Genomic DNA, 21,968 nt, shown 5'->3' on the forward strand with positions numbered 1-21,968 from the left:
TTCATTCATATTTAATATCTTGCAACAAAAACCACTAAATGTCTAAACAACTAATCAAAGCTGCCCTGCTTTCAACAATTCTATTTCTATCGGCTTGTTCCAAGGACGACGACATACAAGATAACGGTAATTCCACGATAGGAAACAGGTTGAGCACCGGAGACTCGGCCCATGAAATTTTATCAGATGAAGAATTTACAGATATGGTTATTGAGGTTGTATATGTAGAAGGCTATCAACCCTCTCAAATTTCATTGAATAATTTAACAAGCTTTATCAAACAACGTTGCTACAAACCAGGGGGTATCGAGCTTAACTTGCGCGCAATACAGGCCCCGGGAAAAGAAACATATACAATTCAGGAAATAGATAGCATAGAAAGAGAAATAAGGTCGCAATATAACAACGGAAAAAGGTTGGCGCTTTTTATTTCTTTTATGGACGGAAGTTTTAATGAAGATACCGATAGTTCGGTTGTCTTGGGGGTTGCCTATAGAAATACTTCTTTTGTTGTTTTTGAAGAAACCATACAAACGCTTAGCGACCAAATTACAGAACCGGACAGGGATTTGTTGGAAAGCACGGTATTGCGGCATGAATTTTCTCATTTGTTGGGTCTGGTCGATTTGGGTACCGATATGCTGACCGATCATCTGGATACCGAAAACGGCCATCATTGCAATGTTGAAAGTTGTTTAATGAATTTCAAAGTAGAGTCGGGGGTAAATTTAATCGGGATGTCATCGGAAGAAAACATACCAAAACTGGACCAACAATGCCTAGCCGATTTAAAAGCAAATGGAGGGAAATAAAACATTCGTTATTTTTCAAAATCGTATACCAATTAAAATCCCTATTTTTATAAGTAATGGAGAAGGGGAACATTCATACAGAAGGTAAAATATTGAATGCGATTTTACGATTGGCTTTTCCTATAATTATGACCAATGTTTTGCAAACCATGTATCAATTGGTAGATACTTTTTGGTTAGGTAGGCTAGGAGCCAATGCGGTAGCAAGTGTAAGTTTAAGTTTTCCAATTTTGTTTTTGGTGGTTTCTTTAGGTGGTGGGTTAACACTTGCAGGTACCGTTATTGTATCGCAACACAAAGGTGCCAACGACCAACGAATGGTAAACTATGCTGCTTCTCAAACCGTTATGGTTATTTTTTTCACCTCTATTTTGTTAGCGGTTGTGGGTTATTATGCGGCTGCTCCACTAATGAAACTGGTTGGTGCCGGTAATGAAATATTAAACGACTCTGTGGCATACTTTAAAGTTTCGTCTTGGGGGTTTATCTTCATGTTTATGTTTTTTGTATACCAATCGCTTATGCGAGGTATTGGCAACGTAATGATTCCTATGTACATAGTTTTAGGGACCGTTTTACTCAATTTGGTGCTAGACCCACTTTTTATTTTTGGTTATGGTGCCATTCCCGGTTATGGAGTAGCCGGTGCAGCTGTTGCGAGTATTTTTACACAAGCAATTTCGGCCTTTATAGGTCTTTTTATTCTCTTTAGAGGAAAAAGAGGGATAAAAATCAAATTCTTTCATATGAAGCCGAATTTTCCCTGGGTAAAAAACTTATTTGCACTGGGTTTGCCATCGAGTCTAGATCAATCGAGTAGGGCTGCAGCAATGACTGCCATGGTGATGTTGGTTACCAGCTACAGCAGTGATATTGTTGCTGCTTATGGTGTGGGCGCCCGAATTTTGAGTTTGGTTATTGTTCCAGCTTTAGGGCTTTCTATAGCAACTACAAGTTTGGTTGGACAAAATATTGGAGCCGGAAGAATGGATAGAGCAGAAAAGGTAGGCGACTTAAGTACATTAATGGCGGTAATAGGGCTCACTGTTTTAGGAATGTTGCTATTCTTTTTTGCAGAACCTTTAACTCGGTTTTTTGTTCCCGATGATCCCGAGGTGATAAAAGAAGGGGCAACATTTATAAAAATTATGGCACCAAGTTTTGGGTTATTGGGTGTGCAACAGGTATTAAATGGAGTATTTAATGGTGCCGGACTAACAAAAGTCTCGATGTTGATATCAATATGCGCATTATGGGTAGCTCGTTTCCCTATGGCTTTTATGCTTTCTAATAAAACCGACTTAAATTACGAAGGTATTTGGTGGGCCTTTCCGGTTTCTAATGTTATTGCAGCCATTATTGCATTTTCCTATTACAAAAGCGGTAGCTGGAAAGTAAATCAACCGCAGTTATTATAGTTAGGTATTGTTTAAATAGTTGAATAGAATAACTCCAAAATAACTTTCGCACTTCTCGTTCAAATTCTTAAATTTGCATCTCTCAAGAAATTAGGGATAAAAACTTCTTGAGAACCGAGATGTAAATCTCGCAATACAAGTAAAGCAGCAAGATATTATGTTTGATAATTTAAGCGAAAAGTTAGATAAGGCGTTTCATGTGCTTAAGGGGCATGGACAGATTAGCGAGGTTAACGTTGCCGAGACCTTAAAAGAAGTACGCCGCGCATTATTGGATGCCGACGTGAACTTTAAAACCGCCAAAGAATTTACCAATACGGTTAAGGAAAAGGCACTTGGACAAAATGTATTAACAACCCTAAAGCCCGGCCAGTTAATGGTAAAACTCGTAAAAGACGAGTTGACCGAATTAATGGGCGGCGAAGCGGCCGATATTGATTTGTCCGGAAATCCATCGGTGATTTTAATGGCAGGTTTGCAAGGATCGGGTAAAACCACTTTTTCGGGCAAACTAGCCAATTTCCTCAAAAATAAAAAAACAAAAAATCCACTTTTGGTAGCTTGTGATGTGTATCGCCCTGCGGCGATAGACCAATTACACGTGGTGGGCGACCAAATTGGCGTTGAAGTATATTCCGATAAAGAAAACACCAATCCCGTTGCAATTGCCAAAGCCGGGATTGCTCATGCAAAAGCAAATGGACATAATGTGGTAATTGTTGATACCGCTGGACGTTTGGCAGTCGATGAGCAAATGATGGACGAGATTTCAAACATTCACAAGGCCATTCATCCAAACGAAACCTTATTTGTGGTTGACTCTATGACGGGGCAGGATGCCGTAAACACCGCCAAGGCCTTTAACGATGTGTTGGATTATAACGGGGTAATCCTTACCAAATTAGATGGGGATACACGTGGTGGTGCCGCTTTGTCCATTAAATCGGTAGTTAACAAACCCATCAAGTTTATCGGTACGGGCGAAAAAATGGATGCCGTAGATGTTTTTTACCCTGCACGTATGGCCGACCGTATCCTTGGAATGGGAGACGTGGTGTCGTTGGTAGAAAGGGCACAAGAGCAATATGATGAAGAAGAAGCCCGCAAACTCCATAAGAAAATTGCCAAGAACCAATTTGGTTTTGATGACTTTTTGAGTCAGATACAGCAAATAAAGAAAATGGGGAGTATGAAAGACCTCCTCGGAATGATTCCCGGTGCAGGAAAAGCATTAAAAGGGATGGACATAGACGACGATGCCTTTAAAGGGGTTGAGGCAATTATTCATTCCATGACCCCTGAAGAACGCTCAAACCCTTCCGTATTGAACGGAAGCAGAAAAAAAAGAATTGCCAAGGGAAGCGGGACTTCCGTACAAGAAGTAAACCAACTGTTGAAGCAATTCACACAAATGAGTAAAATGATGAAGATGATGCAAGGCGGTGGCGGCCGTAAAATGATGCAGATGATGCAGGGGATGAAGTAGGGATTGTTATAAAGGAATAATTATTTGTTAACTGTTATTAACGATATTTGAAATTTGAACTCTGGACTCTCAACAATATAGCAATATAACAGCGTAACCATCTGAAACCTAAAGATAGAAACTAAACAACATTCAGCAAAAAACCATAAAATGGAAATTCTAGACGGAAAGAAAATATCCAATCAAATAAAAGACGAAATTACAGTTGAGGTTGATAAAATGAAGAAAAATGGGGAGAAAGTCCCTCATTTGGCCGCTGTACTTGTTGGAAACGATGGCGCCAGCCTTACGTATGTGGGGAGCAAGGTAAAATCTTGCGAGCGTGTAGGTTTCGAATCCACTTTGGTAAAAATGCCAAGCACAACAAGTGAATTGGAATTGCTTAAAAAAATTGAAGAACTTAATAAAAATCAGGATATCGACGGTTTTATTGTTCAGCTTCCACTCCCGGAACAAATCAATGAACAAAAAGTACTAATGGCCATCGATCCCGATAAAGATGTTGATGGTTTCCATCCGGCAAATTTTGGTAAAATGGCATTGGATATGAGTACTTTTATTCCGGCTACGCCATTTGGTATTTTAGAATTGTTGGAGCGGTATAATGTGGAAACCAAAGGAAAGCATACGGTAGTGATTGGGCGTTCGCATATTGTGGGCCGTCCCATGAGTATTTTAATGGGGCGAAAAGGATTTCCGGGAAACTCTACGGTTACCCTAACGCACAGTCATACCAAAAATATTACGCAAATAACATCGCAAGCCGACATTATTATTACCGCATTGGGGCAGCCCAATTATCTAAAAGCCGAAATGGTAAAAGACGATGTGGTTGTAATTGATGTGGGTATTACGCGTGTTCCCGATGAAGATACACCACGTGGGTATAAGATTACCGGAGATGTAGATTTCGAAAACGTAAGCAAAAAAGCAAGTTATATTACACCGGTTCCCGGGGGCGTAGGGCCCATGACTATTGCAATGCTTTTAAAAAACACACTGTTGGCAAGAGAACGTCACAGGGCAAAAAACGGAAATTAAAATTCAAGATAGCAATGCCTCGATGATACATCGGGGCATTGTTGGTTATGAGCTTCCGTATTCGTTTTTATAAATTTTTACCAAGAGCAAAAAGAGGCTTAAAAGCAACGGGCCAAAAATAAGGCCTATAAAGCCAAACAAGGGAACACCAATTATAACTCCGATAAGGGTAATGAGCGGGTGCAGATTTGCCAATCGGTTTTGTACAATAACCCTAAATACGTTATCGGTAGAGCCCACAACTGCAATACCATAGATTAATAAACCTATAGCTTGCCAATTTTCGCCTTGAGATAACAATAAAATAGTTACGGGAACAATCCCCAATGCCGTTCCTATAAATGGTATCATAGACCCTACCACAGTTACAACAAACCAAAACAAAGGGTCTTTTACGCCAAAGATATAATATCCGATTAAAGCTACGATACCCTGCATAAATGCTACCAAAGGAATGCCTATTGCATTAGATTTTACAATATCGGAACTTTCTTTAGAAATAACCGCTATGTTTTTATCGCTCAGCGGGATATATTCCAAAAAAATAGCTTGCAATTTTTTTGCATTTATCAGCATAAAATACAATATAAAATACATAATAGTAACGGCAATAACAGTATCAAACGTAGAACCGACCAATCCCTGTATTTGGTCCGAAACCCACGATGTAATATCTTTTGTGTTTATTTGAGAAAGGAAATCAATACCGATATAACCTTCAATTTGATCCAATTTCGACTTTACTATTGTTGTGAGTTCTTCTGAATTTGAAGCGGCTTTTTGAATTTTAGAGGAAAGTAAAAGTATAATTAAGGAAATAGGAATTACAATAATGAACATGGAAAGAACAATTACAATGGCCGCTGAAATCCATTGTTTAAACCCTTTATTCACAAGTTTTATCATGAACTTTTTAAAAATAACATAAATTGTAATGGCGCCAAGAATACCAGACAGATAGGGAACCATTTCTTTTGCAATTAGATAGCCTAAAACTATAATAGTGATAAGCATAAACAATTGGCGGGTCAATGCAGGGCTCAAGCGTTCTTTATTCATATGCTATGGTTGGAGTTTATCCTTGTCGGTGCTCAATATAGCCCGCATGGATGTTTTAAAGTTATAAAACTTCCTGCATAATAATGTTAATTAGTGCCTAAATTTTAGAAGTATCAATGTCGGTTTTGGGCAAATCTTTAACAATAACCCTTGTTTTTGAAAAGCTGTCTGGATAATTCTGTTGAATAAACGTGATTAACTTTTCCCTGATATAAACACGTAGATCCCATGCCTGTGGAGAATTTTTGGCACTCATCAATGCCCTTATTTCCACATAATTTTCTCTACAATCGGTTACTTGTAAAACATTGGCTTTGCCGTCCCATAGATTGTGTCCTTCCAAAAGCCTGGTAAACTCTTTTCGTAAAGCATCAAAAGGAACATTGTAGTCCGTATAAATAAAAACGGTACCCAAGATGTCGGCATTGGTGCGTGTCCAATTCTGAAAAGGGGTTTCAATAAAATAAGTGGTGGGTAAAATCAACCTGCGTTTATCCCAAATCCTTACAACCACAAATGTAAGCGTAATTTCTTCCACCCATCCCCATTCGCCTTCAACAACCAATACATCGTCAAGGCGAATGGGCTGTGCAATGGCTATTTGCAAGCCGGCCAGAATGGTACCTATAACCTTTTGGGCCGCAAAGCCAAGAATTATCCCTGCTACTCCTGCTGAAGCAAATAAGCTTATCCCCAGCTTTCGTACACCATCAAACAGCATAAAAATAGCGGCAATGGAAATAAGTACGATAATAAAAATAATAATGCGCTCCAGAATATTGAATTGGGTATATAGTTTCCTGGCGTCCAGATTGTTTTCGTTGTCAAGGCTGTAACGCTTTAGGTATCTTTTTTTCAATGCTTTTAAAATGGCAATAAGCATCCATGCAATACTTATGATTAACAGTATGGAACTAATCTTGCCTACTATATATTCGGTTTCTTTATTGAAGTTTAAAAAGCTGTGCGCACCAGATTTTAAAACGAGCGAAACCACGAAAAAGAGAATGGGGGAGATTATTTTTTTTGAAGTCAATAGTGTCATAAATTCCCGAATTTGTTATAAAATAGAAAAACTTTTTTAATATAACCAGCTAATTAACAAGCTTATAACCTATAACGATATCGAAAAAAAAGGCTGCCTTTTCGGGCAGCCTCATTGAAATGTATGATGCTTTTGTATCTTTTTATTGATTCATGGTCATCAAAAATTCTTCATTGTCCTTGGTCATTTTTATGCGTTGTTCCATAAATTCCATCGCTTCAACAGGATTCATGTCCGATAGGTATTTGCGCATAATCCACATACGCTGAATTGAATTTTCATCCAACAATAGGTCGTCACGACGTGTAGAAGAAGAAATAAGGTCAATGGCAGGGAAAATACGTTTGTTGGCAATACGTCTATCCAATTGAAGTTCCATGTTACCGGTGCCTTTAAATTCTTCAAAAATAACTTCATCCATTTTAGAACCGGTGTCGGTCAGCGCAGTGGCGATAATGGTTAAAGACCCGCCTCCTTCAATATTCCTGGCAGCTCCAAAGAAACGTTTGGGCTTATGCAGGGCATTGGCATCTACACCACCGCTAAGCACCTTACCACTAGCAGGCTGTACGGTATTGTATGCTCTTGCCAGTCGGGTAATGGAGTCCAAAAGAACCACTACGTCATGTCCACATTCTACCAAACGCTTAGCTTTTTCAAGCACAATATTGGCAACTTTTACGTGCCTGTCCGCAGGTTCGTCAAAAGTCGAGGCAATTACTTCACCTTTTACGTGGCGTTGCATATCGGTTACCTCTTCTGGACGTTCATCAATTAATAAGATAAGTTGATATACTTCTGGATGATTGGCAGCAATAGCATTCGCTATATCTTTCAATAGCATGGTTTTACCTGTTTTGGGCTGAGAAACTATCATTCCACGTTGTCCCTTTCCGATAGGCGAAAACAAATCTACGATCCTTGTTGAAAGAGTGCTGTGTTTTTCTGCAAGCCTAAATTTTTCATTGGGAAAAAGCGGCGTAAGATGTTCAAAAGAAACACGGTCCCTTACAACTTGGGGATCCAGTCCGTTAATTTGGTTCACCTTAATTAAAGGGAAGTATTTTTCTCCTTCTTTTGGAGGCCTAACGGTCCCCTTCACGGTATCCCCGGTTTTTAAACCAAACAATCTAATTTGCGATTGCGATACATAAATATCGTCGGGGGAAGATAGGTAATTGTAATCACTGCTTCTCAAAAAGCCGTAACCGTCCTGCATAATATCCAGCACGCCTTCACTTTCCACAATGCCGTCAAATTCAAAATCGGGCTCCCTATAACGGTTTTTCTTCTCTTTGTCAAAGTTGTCCTTGTCTTTTGGCGTATTGCTTTTTTTGTGCTGTTGCTGTTGGTTGCGCTGGGAATTTGTGTTGTTGTTCTCTTTGCGCGGTTTGTTGTTTTTGGCGTCGTTATTGTTTTTGGTATCGTTGTTTTTTTGTGTAAACTGCTTTTTTTGCTCCTCTTTTTTAGGTTCTTCCTTTTTTGAGCTTTCTTTTGGGGCCTGCTCGGTTTTTGGGGCAGTTGCCGTTTTGTTTTTTGCAGTTTGATCTGGGGAAGAAGTGTTTGTTTTGGGAGTATTGTCCCTAGAATCGGTTGGGTTGGTTACTACTTTTTTGGTAGTTCTGGTGCGTTTCCTTTGTGCAGGTTTTTTTGGACCCTGCTGGGCATTGCTTGCGGTATTCTTTTCATTAGCTACCGCATTTGGACTTGCTGCCTGTACATCTAATATTTGGTATATTAAATCGTTCTTTTTTAGAGATTTGTATTTGGGGATACCAGCTACTTTGGCAATCTCATGCAACTCAGCAAGTTTTTTTGCTTTTAAATCTGAAATTTCAAACATTGATTAAATAAATAATTATTATTGGTTTGAGGTGAAAAATGATAGTTTTTCGTGAAAATCTTTATTGAAGTGCAAAAACAAACGTAGTAAAGTACTCGTTTCGAATTGACTACGCAATAATACAAATTTATTTTAATAAACAAGCATATTTTTTAGAAAAGAACATTATTTTTGCCAAACAAAAAGAGAAAAGTGTTACAGCGCATACAAACCATATATTTACTTTTAGTAGTTATAGTAAACGGTGCATTGCCGTTTTGGGTGTATTTGTGGACAGATGCTAATGGAGCAGCAGTATACGCCGAAAGCGATGTTTTGTATTCGGCACTGTTTATAGCTTCGGCCATATTGGCTTTTATCACTATTTTCTTGTTTAAAAATAGAAAAAATCAATTTGTGTTGAACAGATTGAACATGATATTAAATCTTTTTTTACTAGGATTTTTCGTTTATCGGTCGCTAGTCTTATCCGGAGAAATTAATATTTCTGAGAAGGGTATTGGGATGCTTCTACCTGTAGTTTCTATCGTTTTTTTAGTGTTGGCTAACAGAGCCATTAAAAAGGACGAAGATCTCGTAAAATCTGTTGATCGGTTACGATAAACCTAACATCTTAGTATATTAGTGCGTGAAGCCCGGGTGAAGATCCGGGCTTTTTTTATGGACAGGTTTTAAAAAAATTGTACGGCCCTACGTTTTGTCGGACTTATACAACATGTTGTCCGGGGGCATGTTTGTCAATGCTTTCCATACCACTAATATGGCGTTATTGGCAACATTATGTTTTAATCTTCTGCATAATTAAATACATTCGTGAGGATTTTAAACAAATTTATCAATGCTATTTTACAGCCCCCATTCCCCCATAAAGAAAATAGTAATTGCCTGCCTTGTTGTATTTGGTTTGGTAGGCAGTATTTACGGTTTTACCAAACTCTATACAAAAACAATAAGTAAAAATTATGTCCTTGCCCCTGTGGATACCGACGGAGATGGCCTGACGGACGATATTGATAAAGACGATGACAATGATGGAATCCCCGACTTATGGGAAGACGAATGCGAAGTGAAGGGAAATTTCGGGCCCCCGCCGGCACCCACGACCTCAAGTAATGTAGTCGATGCTATTTATTCTGATTATAAAGGATATTGGCATTCTTCAACTTCAAGTATCAACCCCATTTCTTTTGATGACCATGCCACGCTTTTGGCATTTAAGACCATGGGAAAAACCTATGCTACCGGAGCCGGTATTGCAAACCCAAGAATGAAGGACACTGATACGAATGGAAAATTCGACATGATCGATACCGATAACGATGGTACGGGAGACCTCCCCGTTGAAGAGACTACTTGGGTGGCCCTTAAGCCAGTTACCCGGATTACAAACGGGATCCGGTTGGAAGGGAGGGCCATAGATGGCGACTTGAACAACGCAAAGGGCCCTTTGTTAACGTCGGGCGGAATACCTTTTAACCCCTATTTATACGAAGGCGAAAGAGGGCTCGATATGGCCTATACCATTGCAAATATCGGCAATGCATGGTCTTTTAGGCTCGGTGGGAGTGTCGCCAGTGCTTATGACGATGGCGATATGGATATTCTTTTAACCCAGGGCGCAATGTTATTAAGCGGCGCCAATTACAATAGGCTCCACCTGCTCGATGCCAATGGAAATTACCTTGGGAATGGGGTAGAGATAAACTGGAACAACATTCCCGTGGTGGGTAACTCGATAGTAGACCAATACAATCCAAACGATACAGAAAGCCAAAAAAATGCACAGAAGGGAATACGCCTTGCCGCGGTAGAGTTGTCCGAATTTAATTTAACCGAGGTCGAAATAAGCCAGGCCGTTGTATTCAGGTTGGAAATATCCAGTGGCGCCGACCCGATTTTCTTTGCCGTAAACGAAAACAGCTTTGTCCCGGGCTGTATTTCTGTAGATACCGACGGGGACGGGGTTGCAAACAGCCACGATTTGGATAGCGATAACGATGGCATATTCGATGCCGTTGAGGCCGGTCACGGTATGGCCATTAATACCAGCGGAAGTGTTGCGGGCACTGTTGGTACAGACGGCATCCCCGATAGCGTGCAAATGGCTTCCCAGGCAAATAGCGGGAATATAAATTATAATATTGCAGATTCTAATACCGATAACCTGCCCGATTATATTTCGTTGGACAGTGATGCCGATGGATGTAACGATGTAGTAGAAGCCGGGTTTAACGATGATGATTCTGATGGGCTGTTAGGAAGTGCACCACTTTCGGTTAATGCTTCGGGCGTTGTTTTGGCACAAGGGGGATATTCCGTTCCCGCAGATCTCGACACTAATGGCACTTTTGATTATAGAACTCCCGGAGGGCAACCCAATATTTTGGTGCAACCACAAAACACAACCCTTTTTGATGGATATCCAGGCACCCTGAGCATAAATGCAGCCCATACCACCGGTTATCAATGGCAGTTAAGCACCGATGGCGGTATAACTTATGCCAATTTAACCAATGACAATACTTATGCAAATACCAACACACACACGCTAACCATTAAAGAAGCTTCTTTTTCCATGGAAGGTTATATATATAAGGTGGTGCTAAAAAATACAGCATATGTATGTAATCCAGACAATATTTCTGCGGAAGCAATTATAAAAGTGAGGGTTAAAAATGTAATTACCAACAGGAATAAAACCTATCGTGTAAACAAGCCCGATTAATCATGGTTTAAAGATGTTTTTCCTTTTATGGAGAATGCCTTAACCCCGAACATTCATAGCTAAAATGCCCTTTGGCTACAAATGGTTTGTCCATACCTATTACATCGGCATTAAACCAATAGTCTCCTGTGGCATATGCTTTCCGTTATAGGTGCCGTCCCAGCCGGGGCCACCGGCATCGCTACCCCATGTGTTTTCCCCGGCACTTAAAAGTTCGTTGTTAAAATTGCCCCCAATATCGTTAATGTTGCCAGAAGTAATTACAATACCGTTATCAAACGGAAAAGCAGCATTCTGTTTTTCAAAATAACCATAACTGTTTATATTGTTTACCGATCCGTTTACGAGAGTGCATACATTGCTAATCTCCACACAGCCTTGAATAAAGTGCTGCTCGATTAAATCTTCGACAGGGAGGCTGTTTTCTACCGAAATCCCCTGTGCCTTGACCAGGGAAATGCAGCAAGAGAAAACGATAGTACCGATAAAGCATTTAATGTTCATATAAAATGGAGAGTTAAGTCATATTTGGAGGAAGGGGACAACTACAGCATTGGGGTTTTTGTAGGATTAAAATCAGATGAAAGATAGTTAATTCTCACATACACTACAAGAAAACATTTTAAATAATAATGCGGCAAGAATGAAGGTTTTTTATAAATAACTGAATTTTAATGAAATGATAATATGAAAAATTGAATATTATGTTTAACTTTATGTTTAAATTTATTAAACAAAACAAATAGAATGATTGTAAATTTTCAATATAAATCGGTATTTATGAATGTTACAAGCCCATGAAAGAAGTAATTGTTATAGGCTCCGGATTTTCGTCCCTATCGGTGGCATGTTACCTGCAAAAGGCGGGGAAACAGGTAACCGTACTGGAAAAAAACGAGCAAATTGGTGGAAGGGCTTCTATTCTGGAGGCGGAAGGCTTTAAATTTGATATGGGACCTTCTTGGTATTGGATGCCCGATATATTTGAACGGTTTTTCAATGATTTTGGCAAAAAGATATCCGATTATTACGAACTCATAAAGCTCTCACCGGCTTACAATGTGTTTTTTGAAGGAGGAAATTGTATTGAAATAGCCAATGATCTTAAAAAAATATGCAAGACCTTTGATGAAATAGACCCGGGAAGCGGGGGAAAACTCAGTAAATTTATAAATCGGGCCAAGGAAAATTATAAAATTGCAATGGAAGATCTGGTATACCGGCCCGGGATTTCTATAACGGAGTTAATTACCCCAAAAACAATGATAAGGCTAAATTTATTTGTTTCCAGTATAACTTCAGAAGTAAAAAAAGTAACAAAAAACCGGTATTTACAAAGCATTTTGGAATTTCCGGTATTGTTTTTAGGAGCAAAACCCGAAAATACCCCCGCCTTTTATAATTTTATGAACTATGCCGACTTTGGAGGCGGTACCTGGTACCCAAAACACGGCATGAATGGTGTGGTTATAGGAATGGAAACGCTGGCGGCTTCGTTGGGAGTGGTTTTTAAAACCAATGAAGAAGTGAAAAGTATATATGTCGAAAATAGAAAGGTTACCAAAGTGATTACCCAAAAGAGGGAATATGCGGCAGGGATTGTTGTTTCGGGGGCAGATTATTTCCATACAGAAAAACTGCTTGCTGAAGAATTTCGTAATTACAATGCGGCTTATTGGGAAAAGAAAACATTTGCCCCTTCTGCATTTTTGTATTACGTAGGTTTTAAAGGGGGTGTTGAGAGCGTTGGGCATCATAATCTTTTTTTTGATACCGACTTTAAAAAGCATGCCGAAGCTATTTATGATAAGAAAACCTTGCCGGACAATCCATTGTTTTATGCAAATTTTCCATCAATTACCGATGAAACATTGGCACCAGATGGAATGTCGACCGCCTTTTTTTTAATTCCAATAGCCGTAGACATAAACGATACAAAGGAAATGCGCGATAGGTACTTTAACATCATCATGGAGCGGTTTGAAAAGTGTACGGGTGAGCGTATTGCCAATAGAATCGTGTATAAAAAGGCGTTTGGGGTAAACGATTTTAAATCGAGGTACAATTCGTACAAGGGAAATGCCTATGGACTGGCCAATACCTTGAGGCAAACATCGGTGCTTAGGCCGGGCATAAGAAACAAAAAAGTAAAGAACCTTTTTTATACCGGGCAGTTAACGATCCCCGGACCTGGAGTGCCACCGGCATTGATTTCAGGGAAAATAGTGAGCGATTATATAGTAAAACACAAAATATGACAACCAACTACAAACTATATCAAAAGGTATGCTTGGAAATAAGTAGAATGGTAACCAAAAAGTACAGCACGTCGTTCTCGCGGTCAATAATGTTCCTTACACCCGATATTCGCGAAAACATATATAATATTTATGGTTTTGTGCGCTTTGCCGATGAAATAGTAGATACTTTTCACGAACACGACAGAAGGAAGCTGTTGGACCGGTTTGTTGCCGATTACCATTTGGCCTTAAACGAAGGAATATCGATGAACCCTGTTTTAAATGCATTTTGCAATACCCAGAAAACTTGCAAGATACCGCAGGATTTGGTAGATACCTTTGTAGAATCTATGTACATGGACTTGGGGGAGATGAAAAACCTAAACTCCCAGGCGTATAAAAAATATATTTATGGGTCGGCAGAAGTGGTTGGTTTAATGTGCTTAAATGTTTTTTTAAAAGGTAATGAAGCAGATTACAATAAATTAAAGCCGTATGCGCAAAGTTTCGGCGCCGCACTGCAAAAAGTCAATTTTTTAAGGGACATCAGTTCAGATTTTCATCAACTAAACAGGACTTACTTTCCAAATGTTGACTTTACGCAGTTTACGCTTGAAGATAAAATGCAAATTGAAGAAGACATTAAAAAAGACTTTCAGGAAGCAATAAAAGGAATTAAAAAGTTGCCACTTTCCTCCCGTTTTGCTGTGTATCTTGCGTATCTTTATTACTCAAACCTATTTAATAAAATAAAAAAAACCGACTCTGAACAGCTTTTTAAAAAGCGAATACGGGTAAACAACTTCGAAAAGGCGTTGTTGTTTTCTAAAATATATATGCACAAGCGTTTAAATATAGAAATATGAACCTTTTAGTATATCCATTGGTTACCGTTTTGGTTTTCTGTTTTATGGAAGCAGTTACATGGTGTACGCACAAGTATGTCATGCATGGGTTTATGTGGTATTTTCACGAAGACCATCACCGGCCAGGATACCCGCACGTTTTTGAGAAGAACGATTTCTTTTTTGTAATTTTTGCCACTCCCAGCATCTTACTTTTTTATTTTGGAGCCTATAATGGATTAAACGTACTTTTTTTTATCGGCCTTGGAATCCTTATGTATGGAATTGCTTATTTCTTGGTCCACGATGTGCTTATACATCAGCGGTTTAAATGGTTTAAAAACACAAAAAATAAATACTTAAGGGGTTTGAGGAAAGCACATAAAATACACCATAAGCATTTAGGGAAAGAGTTTGGAGAATGTTTTGGCATGTTGTATGTTCCAAGAAAATACTTTAAAATATAGTGGAAAGGTTTTTATATTTACTATTGGTGACTTTAAGCTTTGTAGTGCCTTTTTTATACAGTTTTGAAAAAAAACGCCTCCATTTTATTCAATATTGGAAACCTTATTTTTTGTCAATAATTATTGCGGGATTGTTTTTTATAGCATGGGACATTTATTTTACCATTGCAAAAGTATGGAGCTTTAACGACACCTATTTAACTGGACTGACTATTTTTTACCTTCCCGTGGAGGAATGGCTTTTCTTTCTGCTCATTCCCTATGCAAGCAATTTTATACATTATGCCCTGTTGCATTTTTTCCCATCTCCACGCTTGGGCAAAGTATCTGCACGGTATGTTGCATATTCCCTGTTTGTTATGGCATTGACAATAACCGTTTTTAATAGCGAAAAAATATATACTTTTTGCAGCTTTGGTCTTTTTGCCCTGTTAATGTTACTTCAAATAATATATAAATTTCATAGTTTCAATCGTTATATACTTTCCTTTCTTGTTATTTTAATTCCTTTTTTCATAGTCAATTCCTGGTTGACCGGGTTATTTACAGAAACGCCCATTGTTTATTACAATAATGAAGAAAATCTGGGGATTCGTTTGGGGGCTATTCCTATAGAAGACATTTTTTATTGTTTTTCATTATTGTACACAAGTATTCTTCTGTTTGAATTTTTTAAAAGAAGTCCTATCAAACAAAAAAGAGCATAGATACTGTTACTTTCCGTAAAAAATCTTTCAGTTGAAGCAGTACAAACTGTAAGTTGCTGTTATTTAGCTTAATATAAAATATTTTTTGAAGAATAATTCAATATTATGTTTGAAAACATCTGTAAATTTAGAGGAAATACAGTGAAAAAATTTTAAAAACAAAGATTGAAAAAGCCCGAATTTTACAAAAAGGAGATTTTTATTAAAAAAGGTGTGACTTTTTTATCCTTTGTGTGTCTAAAGGGGTGACACCGGTTTTTTTACCGTAAATTTCTTACAATTTTGATGAAATTTGAGAGTGATAAAAATAGCAGTGACGAACAACTTGTAGAGAAGATTGTTGCGACCAACGACACCCATCTCTTTGCTGTTTTGTATGACAGGTACTCAGACCTTGTATATAGTAAATGCCTGAGTTTTACCCGTGACAAAGAAGAAGCCCAAGATATTACACACGATATTTTTATACACTTATTTTTAAAACTTAGGACCTTTAAAGGAAAATCTAAATTTTCTACATGGCTGTATTCCTTTACATATAATTTTTGTGTGAATTACATACAGCGCAATAAAAAGAAGCGAAATGAAAAGTTTGTCTTAACAGACGAAATCCCCCCAAATACCGATGAATACGATGAAATTGATGATACGCAGATTTACCAAATGAAATCTGAAAATTTATCAAAAGCATTAAAGTTGATAGACCCGAGCGATAAAATGATATTGATGATGAAGTACCAAGACGACTTGACAATAAAAGAAATTCAGGAAGTGCTCGAATTAGGGAGCAGCGCTACCAAGATGCGCTTGAACAGGGCAAAGGGTCGTTTAATAGAAATATACAATACTTTGTAATTATGGATAATCCGTTCAAGAAAATAATACAAAACGAAAAATTACCCGATTCTATCAAAGAAAAGGTAATGGAAGATGTAAACATGATAAAATTGACTTTGGATGTGGCGGATTTATTTATGATTAAATATCCCGATACAATTAACGATATATTAAACTTGAGAAACGATGAATAAACAGTTACTTGCAAAACTAGATTTCGATATTTTACGCGATTTATTTAATACTATCATTGAAGCATTGCCAAAAATACTGGGCGGCATAGTTTATATAGTAGCATGTTGGTTAATCCTTAAATTGGTGCTCTTTATTGCAAAAAAATCGTTGAGGTTCACAAAAATAGACCAGCTGCTTACCAATGAAAGCGAGAAAAGCAACCTGTTTAGTACTTCTGTAAAAATACAGCCAACCAAAATTATATTGGGTTTTATTAAATGGTTTTTAATACTCATATTCATAATAGTGGGGGCCGATATTTTGGGCTTGTCCATAGTCTCTAACGAAGTAGGCAAACTTGTACAGTACCTACCTAGAATTTTTAGCGCGGTACTAATATTCTTTGTAGGGGCATACGGTGCCATGCTATTGAAAAAAACAATTCAATCTACATTAAAGGCATTCGATCTAAATGGCTCCAAAGCCATTAGTATGATTGTTTTTTACCTAGTTTTTATTTTTGTAACCATAATAGCACTCAACCAGGCTGGAATAGATACAGAGATAATTACCAACAACTTGTTTTTAATTATCGGTGGCTTCCTTGCCGCTTTGGCCATAGCTTTGGGCTTGGGCTCGCGGGAGGTGGTTTTAAGGCTTTTGTTGGGTTACTACTCAAGAAAAAACTTCCCGATAGGCAAACGCATTAAAGTTGAAAACGAAAATATTGAGGGTACCATACTATCGGTAGATAATATCTGTATGGTAATAAAAACAGACGGGCAAAAGAAAATAGTAGTGCCTATAAAACAAATTGCAAATAAAAAAGTAGAAATTTTAGACTAATTTTAATTTTATAAAATACTGATTATTAGTATTTTGTAATTATTTTTAATAAAATTGAAAAATAATTACAAAAAAGAGTGACCTATTAAGAATATATGTGTCTAAATTAATAGAGGAGCAATCTTCACGAGTATAACACACAATTTAATTTGCACATATTATGGAACTTTTATTTTTGCTAGTACAACTTTTGATATTGCCAGGTTTAATTTTTTTGGGTTTAATTAGTTGGTTTGATTACAAAAGATCAAAAGAAGATTATATGAAATTGAAAAATGCGGTTGCGCAGCAAAAAGTCCATTAATATGTCAAACTCCAAGAAAAAAGTATGCAAATACTTTTTTTGAGACATTAAAAGCAGAGCTTAGAAATAAGCTCTGTTTTTTTTGATTAAAAACAACCGACCATATAATTGGCGGTTTTCTTTTATAACATTCGATTATTTTGACAAAGTCATAATAATCGAACTCAGATTTATATTACCGTATGGCTTTGCTTAATATGCCCATGACGCCACGAATAAATGTGGCACTGGTAAGCACTTTGACAATGGGGTTCATGCGGGTGCTTTTTCTAGAAGAAGATGTCTTGACCCGTTTTTGTTCTTCTTTGGCTTTTTGCTGGGCTTCTTCCCGTTGCGATTTCTCAATTTTTTCCGTAAGAAGCTCGTAAGCACTTTCCCGGTCTATTGTTTCGTTGTATTTGGGAATCAATTTGGAATTGTCGAGCACCTGTTTCAATTCACTTTCGGTAAGTATGTCCATACGGCTCATGGGTGCGCGTAACATGGTTGCTGCCAATGGCGTTGGCCTGCCTTTTTCGTCCAGGGCAGATATAAGCGCTTCTCCAATACCCAAAGAAGTTAGTACTTCGGCTGTGTTGTAAAACTCTGAAATAGGATAATTTTCTGCCGTGAGCTTAATGGCCTTTCTGTCTTTGGCAGTAAAGGCCCTTAACGCATGCTGTATTTTAAGTCCGAGTTGCGCCAAAACCTCATTGGGGATATCGGTTGGGTTTTGGGTAACAAAATAGAGGCCAATGCCCTTGGAACGTATAAGTTTTACAATACTTTCTATTTGGTCCAGCAAGGCGTCTGAAGCCTCGTTGAAAATTAAGTGCGCTTCGTCAATAAAAATAACCAGTTCTGGCCTGTCGCTGTCCCCTTGCTCTGGAAAGGAGCTGTACACTTCGGCTAAAAGACTTAGCATAAAGGTCGAAAACAGTTTTGGTTTGTCCTGGATATCGGTTAGCCTCACGATGTTGATGATTCCCCTTCCGTTTTCGTCTATCCGCGTAAGGTCGTCTACTTCAAAAGATTTTTCTCCAAAAAAGAGGTCGGCTCCCTGTTGCTCCAGTTCTATTATTTTCCTTAATATAGCCCCTGTTGACGATGTTGAGATACGGCCGTAAGATTCCTGAAATTCGTCTTTTCCCTCATTGGTGCAATATTGCAGGATTTTTTTAAAATCTTTTAGGTCCAATAACGGGAGTTGTTTATCGTCGCAATACTTAAAAAGCACGGCAACAATCCCTTGCTGGGTATCGGTAAGGTCGAGTATTCTGGAAAGCAGTACCGGGCCAAATTCAGATACGGTGGCCCGCAACCTTACGCCGTTTTGTTGGGAAAGCGTAAGGATGTCGATAGGGGATTTTTTTGCTTCGTAAGCAAAGCCTATTTTTTGGTGGCGCTCTTGTATCTTGGCATTATTATCGCCCGGTTGTGCCAATCCGCTTAAATCGCCTTTGAGGTCCATGAGCAATACCGGAATTCCTTTTTCTGAAAGGTTTTCGGCTAATATTTGCAATGTTTTTGTTTTTCCGGTTCCGGTAGCCCCGGCTATAAGCCCATGCCGGTTTAGGGTTTTTAAAGGTATTTTTACATAGGCATTTGTTAACGGCTCGCCATTGAGCATTGCTGCCCCCATGTTTATAAAATCGCCTTTTGTGGTGTAGCCTTTTTCTATATGGCTAAAAAATGCTTCTTTATTGCTCATGACCAAAATTTTTTGCTACTAAAATAGTTGAAAGTTTGTTAAGTTGAAAGCAGGTCGATGGGTTAATGGAATAAAATGATTGAAAAGGCAAAACTTTTATCGGCACGATACTTTTAAAAGCAGGGTGTTGAACGAAAGACAAAACCTGCTAGCCCTGATTGCGCCAACTACCCTCCTGTACGGCTTTTGCCGGGCAGGTGCGTAGTGACAAAAGCAGGCAAATGCCACGGCTGTAAAAACCGGGCCTCCGTGCTCTAGAAAATAGAAAAGGAAACCGTATCTTTGCCGCATGGAAAAAGAAGCGATTTTAGCGAAGGTAAATGCAGGGGAAATGCTTCCGTTGATGGAAGAATTTTACACCATACAGGGAGAGGGATTTCATAAGGGAACAGCAGCCTATTTTATTAGGATAGGCGGCTGCGACGTGGGCTGTCATTGGTGCGACGTGAAGGAGAGCTGGAATGCCGATACGCACCCGCCAACGGAGGTGAGGAGCATTGTGGAAAATGCGGCTAAATATTCTGATACCATTGTGATTACGGGCGGGGAGCCGCTTACATGGGATATGACTTTTATTACTTCTGAATTGAAGAAAAAAGGGCTAAAAATCCATATTGAAACTTCTGGCGCTTATAAATTAACAGGGGATTGGGATTGGATTTGCCTTTCACCAAAGAAAATGAAACTTCCTACAGAAGAAGTATATAAAAAAGCACATGAACTGAAAGTAATTGTTTATAATCTGCATGATTTTAAGTTTGCTGAAGAACAGGCCGAAAAAGTGAACAAAGATTGTATTTTGTATTTGCAGCCCGAATGGAGCAAACGTGATAAAATGATTCCAGAAATAGTTGATTATGTGATGAAAAATCCAAAATGGAAGGTTTCGCTACAGACACATAAGTATTTAAATATTCCGTAGGTTTTAAGAGGCAAAGAGGCAAAGAGGCAAAGAGGCAAAGAGGCAAAGAGGCAAAGCTTTGTGCCTTGCTTTTTGAGTACTGGTTTTATAGCGTGATTTTGGCGAGGTAGTTGTAATGTTCGCCTTCGGCCAGAAGCTCGCATTTTAATCCGGCCATTTGGCAAAAAGTCTGCAAGGTGGTAAAATCTAAATACAGCCAAGTAGTGGTTTCGCGCTCGCCTTTGTATTTTAACGTATATGTAAGTTCGCCGTAATAATCGCCGTCCATGGGGATCCACTTTCCGCCATCTTCGTCTTCGTCGAACATGTAAATAATATCGGACGAATCGATAAGGATTTGTCCTTCTTGGTTGAGAAGGCTCTTTAAATGTAGCAGTTTTTTGGGCACTTCCTTATACTTCCCAAAGATTCCGGTGCCGTTCATCAGTAATAAAATGGTATCGAACTTTTGATCTTTCAGTTGAAAAACATCTTGTTGAAATGCTTTTTTTACGCCCCGTAATTTGCTGGTTTTTATTGCTCCCTCAGAAATATCAATAGCCGTAACGTCTGCATTTTTTTTCTGAAGGTACAGCGAATGACTCCCGGCGCCACAACCAATGTCCAGCACTTTTCCATAAGCATGTTTTAGCGCTGTTTGCTCCAAAGGGGGCATTTCATCAAAACTCCTAAAAAGATACAAAATGGGCAGGGTATCTTCTTCAGAAATGGAAGTTTCGGTAAAAATGTCTTCAGAAAAATTATCGTTGAAATAATCTAAAATGGCCTTGCCAAGAATGTCTTTCATTGCTGTAATGTTGAAAGGGATAATAGTTTGTAAAGGTAATGAGATATTTGCTTTTGGTCGGCATAATTAAGGGGTTATGTAGTTACGTAGTTATGAAGCTATGTAGTTATGAGGTAATGGAATTTTTATTGAGATGAATTATAAAAAAAAAATCAGCTAATTGGAGGCTGACGGCGTTCTTTGTATCTTTGTTCCTTGAGGAAAAAGGCAGCATGGAACAATTTTTAAAACAGCTCCCGCAATTGGCGAACGACAAAAAAGCGGAAAATAAAAAGTATTTTGCGAAACTTAAAAAGAAACCGCCAAAGAACTTGGATTATATCATGCAGGAGCTTCATGACGACGAGTTTGAAAAAACAGATTGCCTTACTTGTGCCAATTGTTGTAAAACCACGGGCCCGTTGTTTACCAATGCAGATATAGAACGTATAGCCAAGCACCTAAAAGTAAAACCACAACAGTTTATTGACCAATACCTGCAAATCGACGAAGAAAACGATTATGTGCTCAAGGAAATCCCCTGTACTTTTCTGGATGCCGATAATTATTGTTTAATTTACGATGTTCGTCCAAAAGCATGTAGGGAGTACCCGCATACCAATAGAAAGAAATTTCACCAGATAACAAATTTAACATTGAAGAATACCGCTATTTGCCCGGCCGCATACAATATTGTCGAGGAAATGAAAAAGCGGTTGCCTAAATAAAGAGGAGGTTATT

21 protein-coding genes are annotated in these 21,968 nt (G+C 38.5%); 15 read left to right on the forward strand and 6 right to left on the reverse strand.

Going from position 1 to position 21,968, the window contains the following annotated elements:
- Nucleotides 1–38 precede the first annotated feature (38 nt).
- The 4 genes from PSF86_RS00955 (at nt 39) to PSF86_RS00970 (ending at nt 4,757) form a co-directional block, all read left to right on the forward strand.
- Nucleotides 39–812 (forward strand): zinc metalloprotease, encoded by a 774-nt coding sequence (locus PSF86_RS00955; protein WP_277898181.1) that lies wholly within the window; start codon nt 39–41, stop codon nt 810–812.
- Between the two features lie 56 nt (nt 813–868).
- Nucleotides 869–2,230: an MATE family efflux transporter gene (locus PSF86_RS00960; protein ID WP_277898182.1), complete on the forward strand. Its 1,362-nt coding sequence runs from the start codon at nt 869–871 to the stop codon at nt 2,228–2,230.
- 157 nt (nt 2,231–2,387) lie between these two features.
- Entirely contained in the window at nt 2,388–3,716 is a 1,329-nt protein-coding gene (ffh, locus tag PSF86_RS00965; RefSeq protein WP_277898183.1) for a signal recognition particle protein, read from the forward strand.
- A 150-nt stretch (nt 3,717–3,866) separates the two neighbouring features.
- Nucleotides 3,867–4,757: a bifunctional 5,10-methylenetetrahydrofolate dehydrogenase/5,10-methenyltetrahydrofolate cyclohydrolase gene (locus PSF86_RS00970; protein ID WP_277898184.1), complete on the forward strand. Its 891-nt coding sequence runs from the start codon at nt 3,867–3,869 to the stop codon at nt 4,755–4,757.
- A gap of 45 nt (nt 4,758–4,802) precedes the next feature.
- On the opposite strand, the gene PSF86_RS00975 is transcribed toward PSF86_RS00970, so the two are convergent.
- The 3 genes from PSF86_RS00975 to rho all read right to left on the reverse strand — a co-directional run bounded on the left by PSF86_RS00975 (nt 4,803) and on the right by rho (nt 8,704).
- Nucleotides 4,803–5,816: an AI-2E family transporter gene (locus tag PSF86_RS00975; RefSeq protein ID WP_277898185.1), complete on the reverse strand. Its 1,014-nt coding sequence runs from the start codon at nt 5,814–5,816 to the stop codon at nt 4,803–4,805.
- A gap of 97 nt (nt 5,817–5,913) precedes the next feature.
- Nucleotides 5,914–6,861 (reverse strand): mechanosensitive ion channel family protein, encoded by a 948-nt coding sequence (locus PSF86_RS00980; protein WP_277898186.1) that lies wholly within the window; start codon nt 6,859–6,861, stop codon nt 5,914–5,916.
- 142 nt (nt 6,862–7,003) lie between these two features.
- Nucleotides 7,004–8,704: a transcription termination factor Rho gene (rho, locus tag PSF86_RS00985; RefSeq protein WP_277898187.1), complete on the reverse strand. Its 1,701-nt coding sequence runs from the start codon at nt 8,702–8,704 to the stop codon at nt 7,004–7,006.
- A 192-nt stretch (nt 8,705–8,896) separates the two neighbouring features.
- Here rho and PSF86_RS00990 point away from each other — a divergent pair, with 192 nt between their 5' ends.
- Nucleotides 8,897–9,307: a DUF4293 domain-containing protein gene (locus tag PSF86_RS00990; RefSeq protein WP_277898859.1), complete on the forward strand. Its 411-nt coding sequence runs from the start codon at nt 8,897–8,899 to the stop codon at nt 9,305–9,307.
- A gap of 235 nt (nt 9,308–9,542) precedes the next feature.
- Nucleotides 9,543–11,429 carry a hypothetical protein gene (locus tag PSF86_RS00995; protein ID WP_277898188.1) on the forward strand — a complete coding sequence of 629 codons (1,887 nt, stop codon included), beginning with the start codon at nt 9,543–9,545 and terminating at the stop codon, nt 11,427–11,429.
- 99 nt (nt 11,430–11,528) lie between these two features.
- Here the strand turns inward: PSF86_RS00995 and PSF86_RS01000 are convergent, their stop codons facing one another.
- The gene (locus PSF86_RS01000; RefSeq protein ID WP_277898189.1) at nt 11,529–11,933 is read right to left on the reverse strand and encodes a hypothetical protein; all 405 of its coding nucleotides are present in this window, start codon (nt 11,931–11,933) and stop codon (nt 11,529–11,531) included.
- Between the two features lie 293 nt (nt 11,934–12,226).
- Between PSF86_RS01000 and crtID the strand changes: the two genes are divergently transcribed.
- From crtID to PSF86_RS01035, 7 genes are all read left to right on the forward strand, one after another.
- Nucleotides 12,227–13,687 carry a bifunctional phytoene desaturase/3,4-desaturase gene (crtID, locus tag PSF86_RS01005; protein ID WP_277898190.1) on the forward strand — a complete coding sequence of 487 codons (1,461 nt, stop codon included), beginning with the start codon at nt 12,227–12,229 and terminating at the stop codon, nt 13,685–13,687.
- Nucleotides 13,684–14,535 (forward strand): phytoene/squalene synthase family protein, encoded by an 852-nt coding sequence (locus tag PSF86_RS01010; protein WP_277898191.1) that lies wholly within the window; start codon nt 13,684–13,686, stop codon nt 14,533–14,535. The genes crtID and PSF86_RS01010 overlap by 4 nt, the downstream gene beginning before the upstream one ends.
- On the forward strand, nt 14,532–14,981 hold the full coding sequence (locus PSF86_RS01015) for a sterol desaturase family protein (protein WP_277898192.1): 450 nt from the start codon (nt 14,532–14,534) through the stop codon (nt 14,979–14,981). The genes PSF86_RS01010 and PSF86_RS01015 overlap by 4 nt, the downstream gene beginning before the upstream one ends.
- Nucleotides 14,981–15,688, forward strand: coding sequence for a lycopene cyclase domain-containing protein (locus tag PSF86_RS01020; protein WP_277898193.1), 708 nt, complete (start codon nt 14,981–14,983; stop codon nt 15,686–15,688). Before PSF86_RS01015 ends, PSF86_RS01020 begins: the two co-directional genes overlap by 1 nt.
- 285 nt (nt 15,689–15,973) lie before the next feature.
- Nucleotides 15,974–16,543 (forward strand): RNA polymerase sigma factor, encoded by a 570-nt coding sequence (locus tag PSF86_RS01025; RefSeq protein WP_277898194.1) that lies wholly within the window; start codon nt 15,974–15,976, stop codon nt 16,541–16,543.
- A gap of 2 nt (nt 16,544–16,545) precedes the next feature.
- Entirely contained in the window at nt 16,546–16,719 is a 174-nt protein-coding gene (locus PSF86_RS01030) for a hypothetical protein (RefSeq protein ID WP_277898195.1), read from the forward strand.
- The gene (locus tag PSF86_RS01035; protein ID WP_277898196.1) at nt 16,712–17,545 is read left to right on the forward strand and encodes a mechanosensitive ion channel family protein; all 834 of its coding nucleotides are present in this window, start codon (nt 16,712–16,714) and stop codon (nt 17,543–17,545) included. The genes PSF86_RS01030 and PSF86_RS01035 overlap by 8 nt, the downstream gene beginning before the upstream one ends.
- 479 nt (nt 17,546–18,024) lie before the next feature.
- Here the strand turns inward: PSF86_RS01035 and PSF86_RS01040 are convergent, their stop codons facing one another.
- Nucleotides 18,025–19,539: a helicase HerA-like domain-containing protein gene (locus tag PSF86_RS01040; protein WP_277898197.1), complete on the reverse strand. Its 1,515-nt coding sequence runs from the start codon at nt 19,537–19,539 to the stop codon at nt 18,025–18,027.
- A gap of 289 nt (nt 19,540–19,828) precedes the next feature.
- On the opposite strand from PSF86_RS01040, the gene PSF86_RS01045 reads away from it, so the two are divergent.
- Nucleotides 19,829–20,461 carry a 7-carboxy-7-deazaguanine synthase QueE gene (locus PSF86_RS01045; RefSeq protein ID WP_277898198.1) on the forward strand — a complete coding sequence of 211 codons (633 nt, stop codon included), beginning with the start codon at nt 19,829–19,831 and terminating at the stop codon, nt 20,459–20,461.
- Nucleotides 20,462–20,546: 85 nt separating this feature from the next.
- Here PSF86_RS01045 and PSF86_RS01050 read toward each other — a convergent pair whose 3' ends face one another.
- Nucleotides 20,547–21,248 (reverse strand): class I SAM-dependent methyltransferase, encoded by a 702-nt coding sequence (locus PSF86_RS01050; RefSeq protein WP_277898199.1) that lies wholly within the window; start codon nt 21,246–21,248, stop codon nt 20,547–20,549.
- Nucleotides 21,249–21,460: 212 nt separating this feature from the next.
- Between PSF86_RS01050 and PSF86_RS01055 the strand changes: the two genes are divergently transcribed.
- On the forward strand, nt 21,461–21,955 hold the full coding sequence (locus PSF86_RS01055; protein WP_277898200.1) for a YkgJ family cysteine cluster protein: 495 nt from the start codon (nt 21,461–21,463) through the stop codon (nt 21,953–21,955).
- Nucleotides 21,956–21,968: the final 13 nt, after the last annotated feature.

Source organism: Galbibacter pacificus (assembly GCF_029603165.1).
In the GTDB taxonomy this organism is placed as follows: Bacteria; Bacteroidota; Bacteroidia; order Flavobacteriales; family Flavobacteriaceae; genus Galbibacter; species Galbibacter pacificus.

What these genes read in the sequence shown, in the direction of transcription:
- PSF86_RS01010 (WP_277898191.1), top strand. Translation starts at nt 13,684, where the DNA reads ATGACAACCAACTACAAACTATATCAAAAGGTATGCTTGGAAATAAGT.
- PSF86_RS00980 (WP_277898186.1), bottom strand. Translation starts at nt 6,861, where the DNA reads ATGACACTATTGACTTCAAAAAAAATAATCTCCCCCATTCTCTTTTTC.
- PSF86_RS01050 (WP_277898199.1), bottom strand. Translation starts at nt 21,248, where the DNA reads ATGAAAGACATTCTTGGCAAGGCCATTTTAGATTATTTCAACGATAAT.
- ffh (WP_277898183.1), top strand. Translation starts at nt 2,388, where the DNA reads ATGTTTGATAATTTAAGCGAAAAGTTAGATAAGGCGTTTCATGTGCTT.
- PSF86_RS00960 (WP_277898182.1), top strand. Translation starts at nt 869, where the DNA reads ATGGAGAAGGGGAACATTCATACAGAAGGTAAAATATTGAATGCGATT.
- PSF86_RS00970 (WP_277898184.1), top strand. Translation starts at nt 3,867, where the DNA reads ATGGAAATTCTAGACGGAAAGAAAATATCCAATCAAATAAAAGACGAA.
- PSF86_RS01015 (WP_277898192.1), top strand. Translation starts at nt 14,532, where the DNA reads ATGAACCTTTTAGTATATCCATTGGTTACCGTTTTGGTTTTCTGTTTT.
- crtID (WP_277898190.1), top strand. Translation starts at nt 12,227, where the DNA reads ATGAAAGAAGTAATTGTTATAGGCTCCGGATTTTCGTCCCTATCGGTG.
- PSF86_RS00995 (WP_277898188.1), top strand. Translation starts at nt 9,543, where the DNA reads ATGCTATTTTACAGCCCCCATTCCCCCATAAAGAAAATAGTAATTGCC.
- PSF86_RS01025 (WP_277898194.1), top strand. Translation starts at nt 15,974, where the DNA reads ATGAAATTTGAGAGTGATAAAAATAGCAGTGACGAACAACTTGTAGAG.
- PSF86_RS00975 (WP_277898185.1), bottom strand. Translation starts at nt 5,816, where the DNA reads ATGAATAAAGAACGCTTGAGCCCTGCATTGACCCGCCAATTGTTTATG.
- PSF86_RS01040 (WP_277898197.1), bottom strand. Translation starts at nt 19,539, where the DNA reads ATGAGCAATAAAGAAGCATTTTTTAGCCATATAGAAAAAGGCTACACC.
- PSF86_RS01000 (WP_277898189.1), bottom strand. Translation starts at nt 11,933, where the DNA reads ATGAACATTAAATGCTTTATCGGTACTATCGTTTTCTCTTGCTGCATT.
- rho (WP_277898187.1), bottom strand. Translation starts at nt 8,704, where the DNA reads ATGTTTGAAATTTCAGATTTAAAAGCAAAAAAACTTGCTGAGTTGCAT.
- PSF86_RS01030 (WP_277898195.1), top strand. Translation starts at nt 16,546, where the DNA reads ATGGATAATCCGTTCAAGAAAATAATACAAAACGAAAAATTACCCGAT.
- PSF86_RS01045 (WP_277898198.1), top strand. Translation starts at nt 19,829, where the DNA reads ATGGAAAAAGAAGCGATTTTAGCGAAGGTAAATGCAGGGGAAATGCTT.
- PSF86_RS01055 (WP_277898200.1), top strand. Translation starts at nt 21,461, where the DNA reads ATGGAACAATTTTTAAAACAGCTCCCGCAATTGGCGAACGACAAAAAA.
- PSF86_RS00955 (WP_277898181.1), top strand. Translation starts at nt 39, where the DNA reads ATGTCTAAACAACTAATCAAAGCTGCCCTGCTTTCAACAATTCTATTT.
- PSF86_RS01035 (WP_277898196.1), top strand. Translation starts at nt 16,712, where the DNA reads ATGAATAAACAGTTACTTGCAAAACTAGATTTCGATATTTTACGCGAT.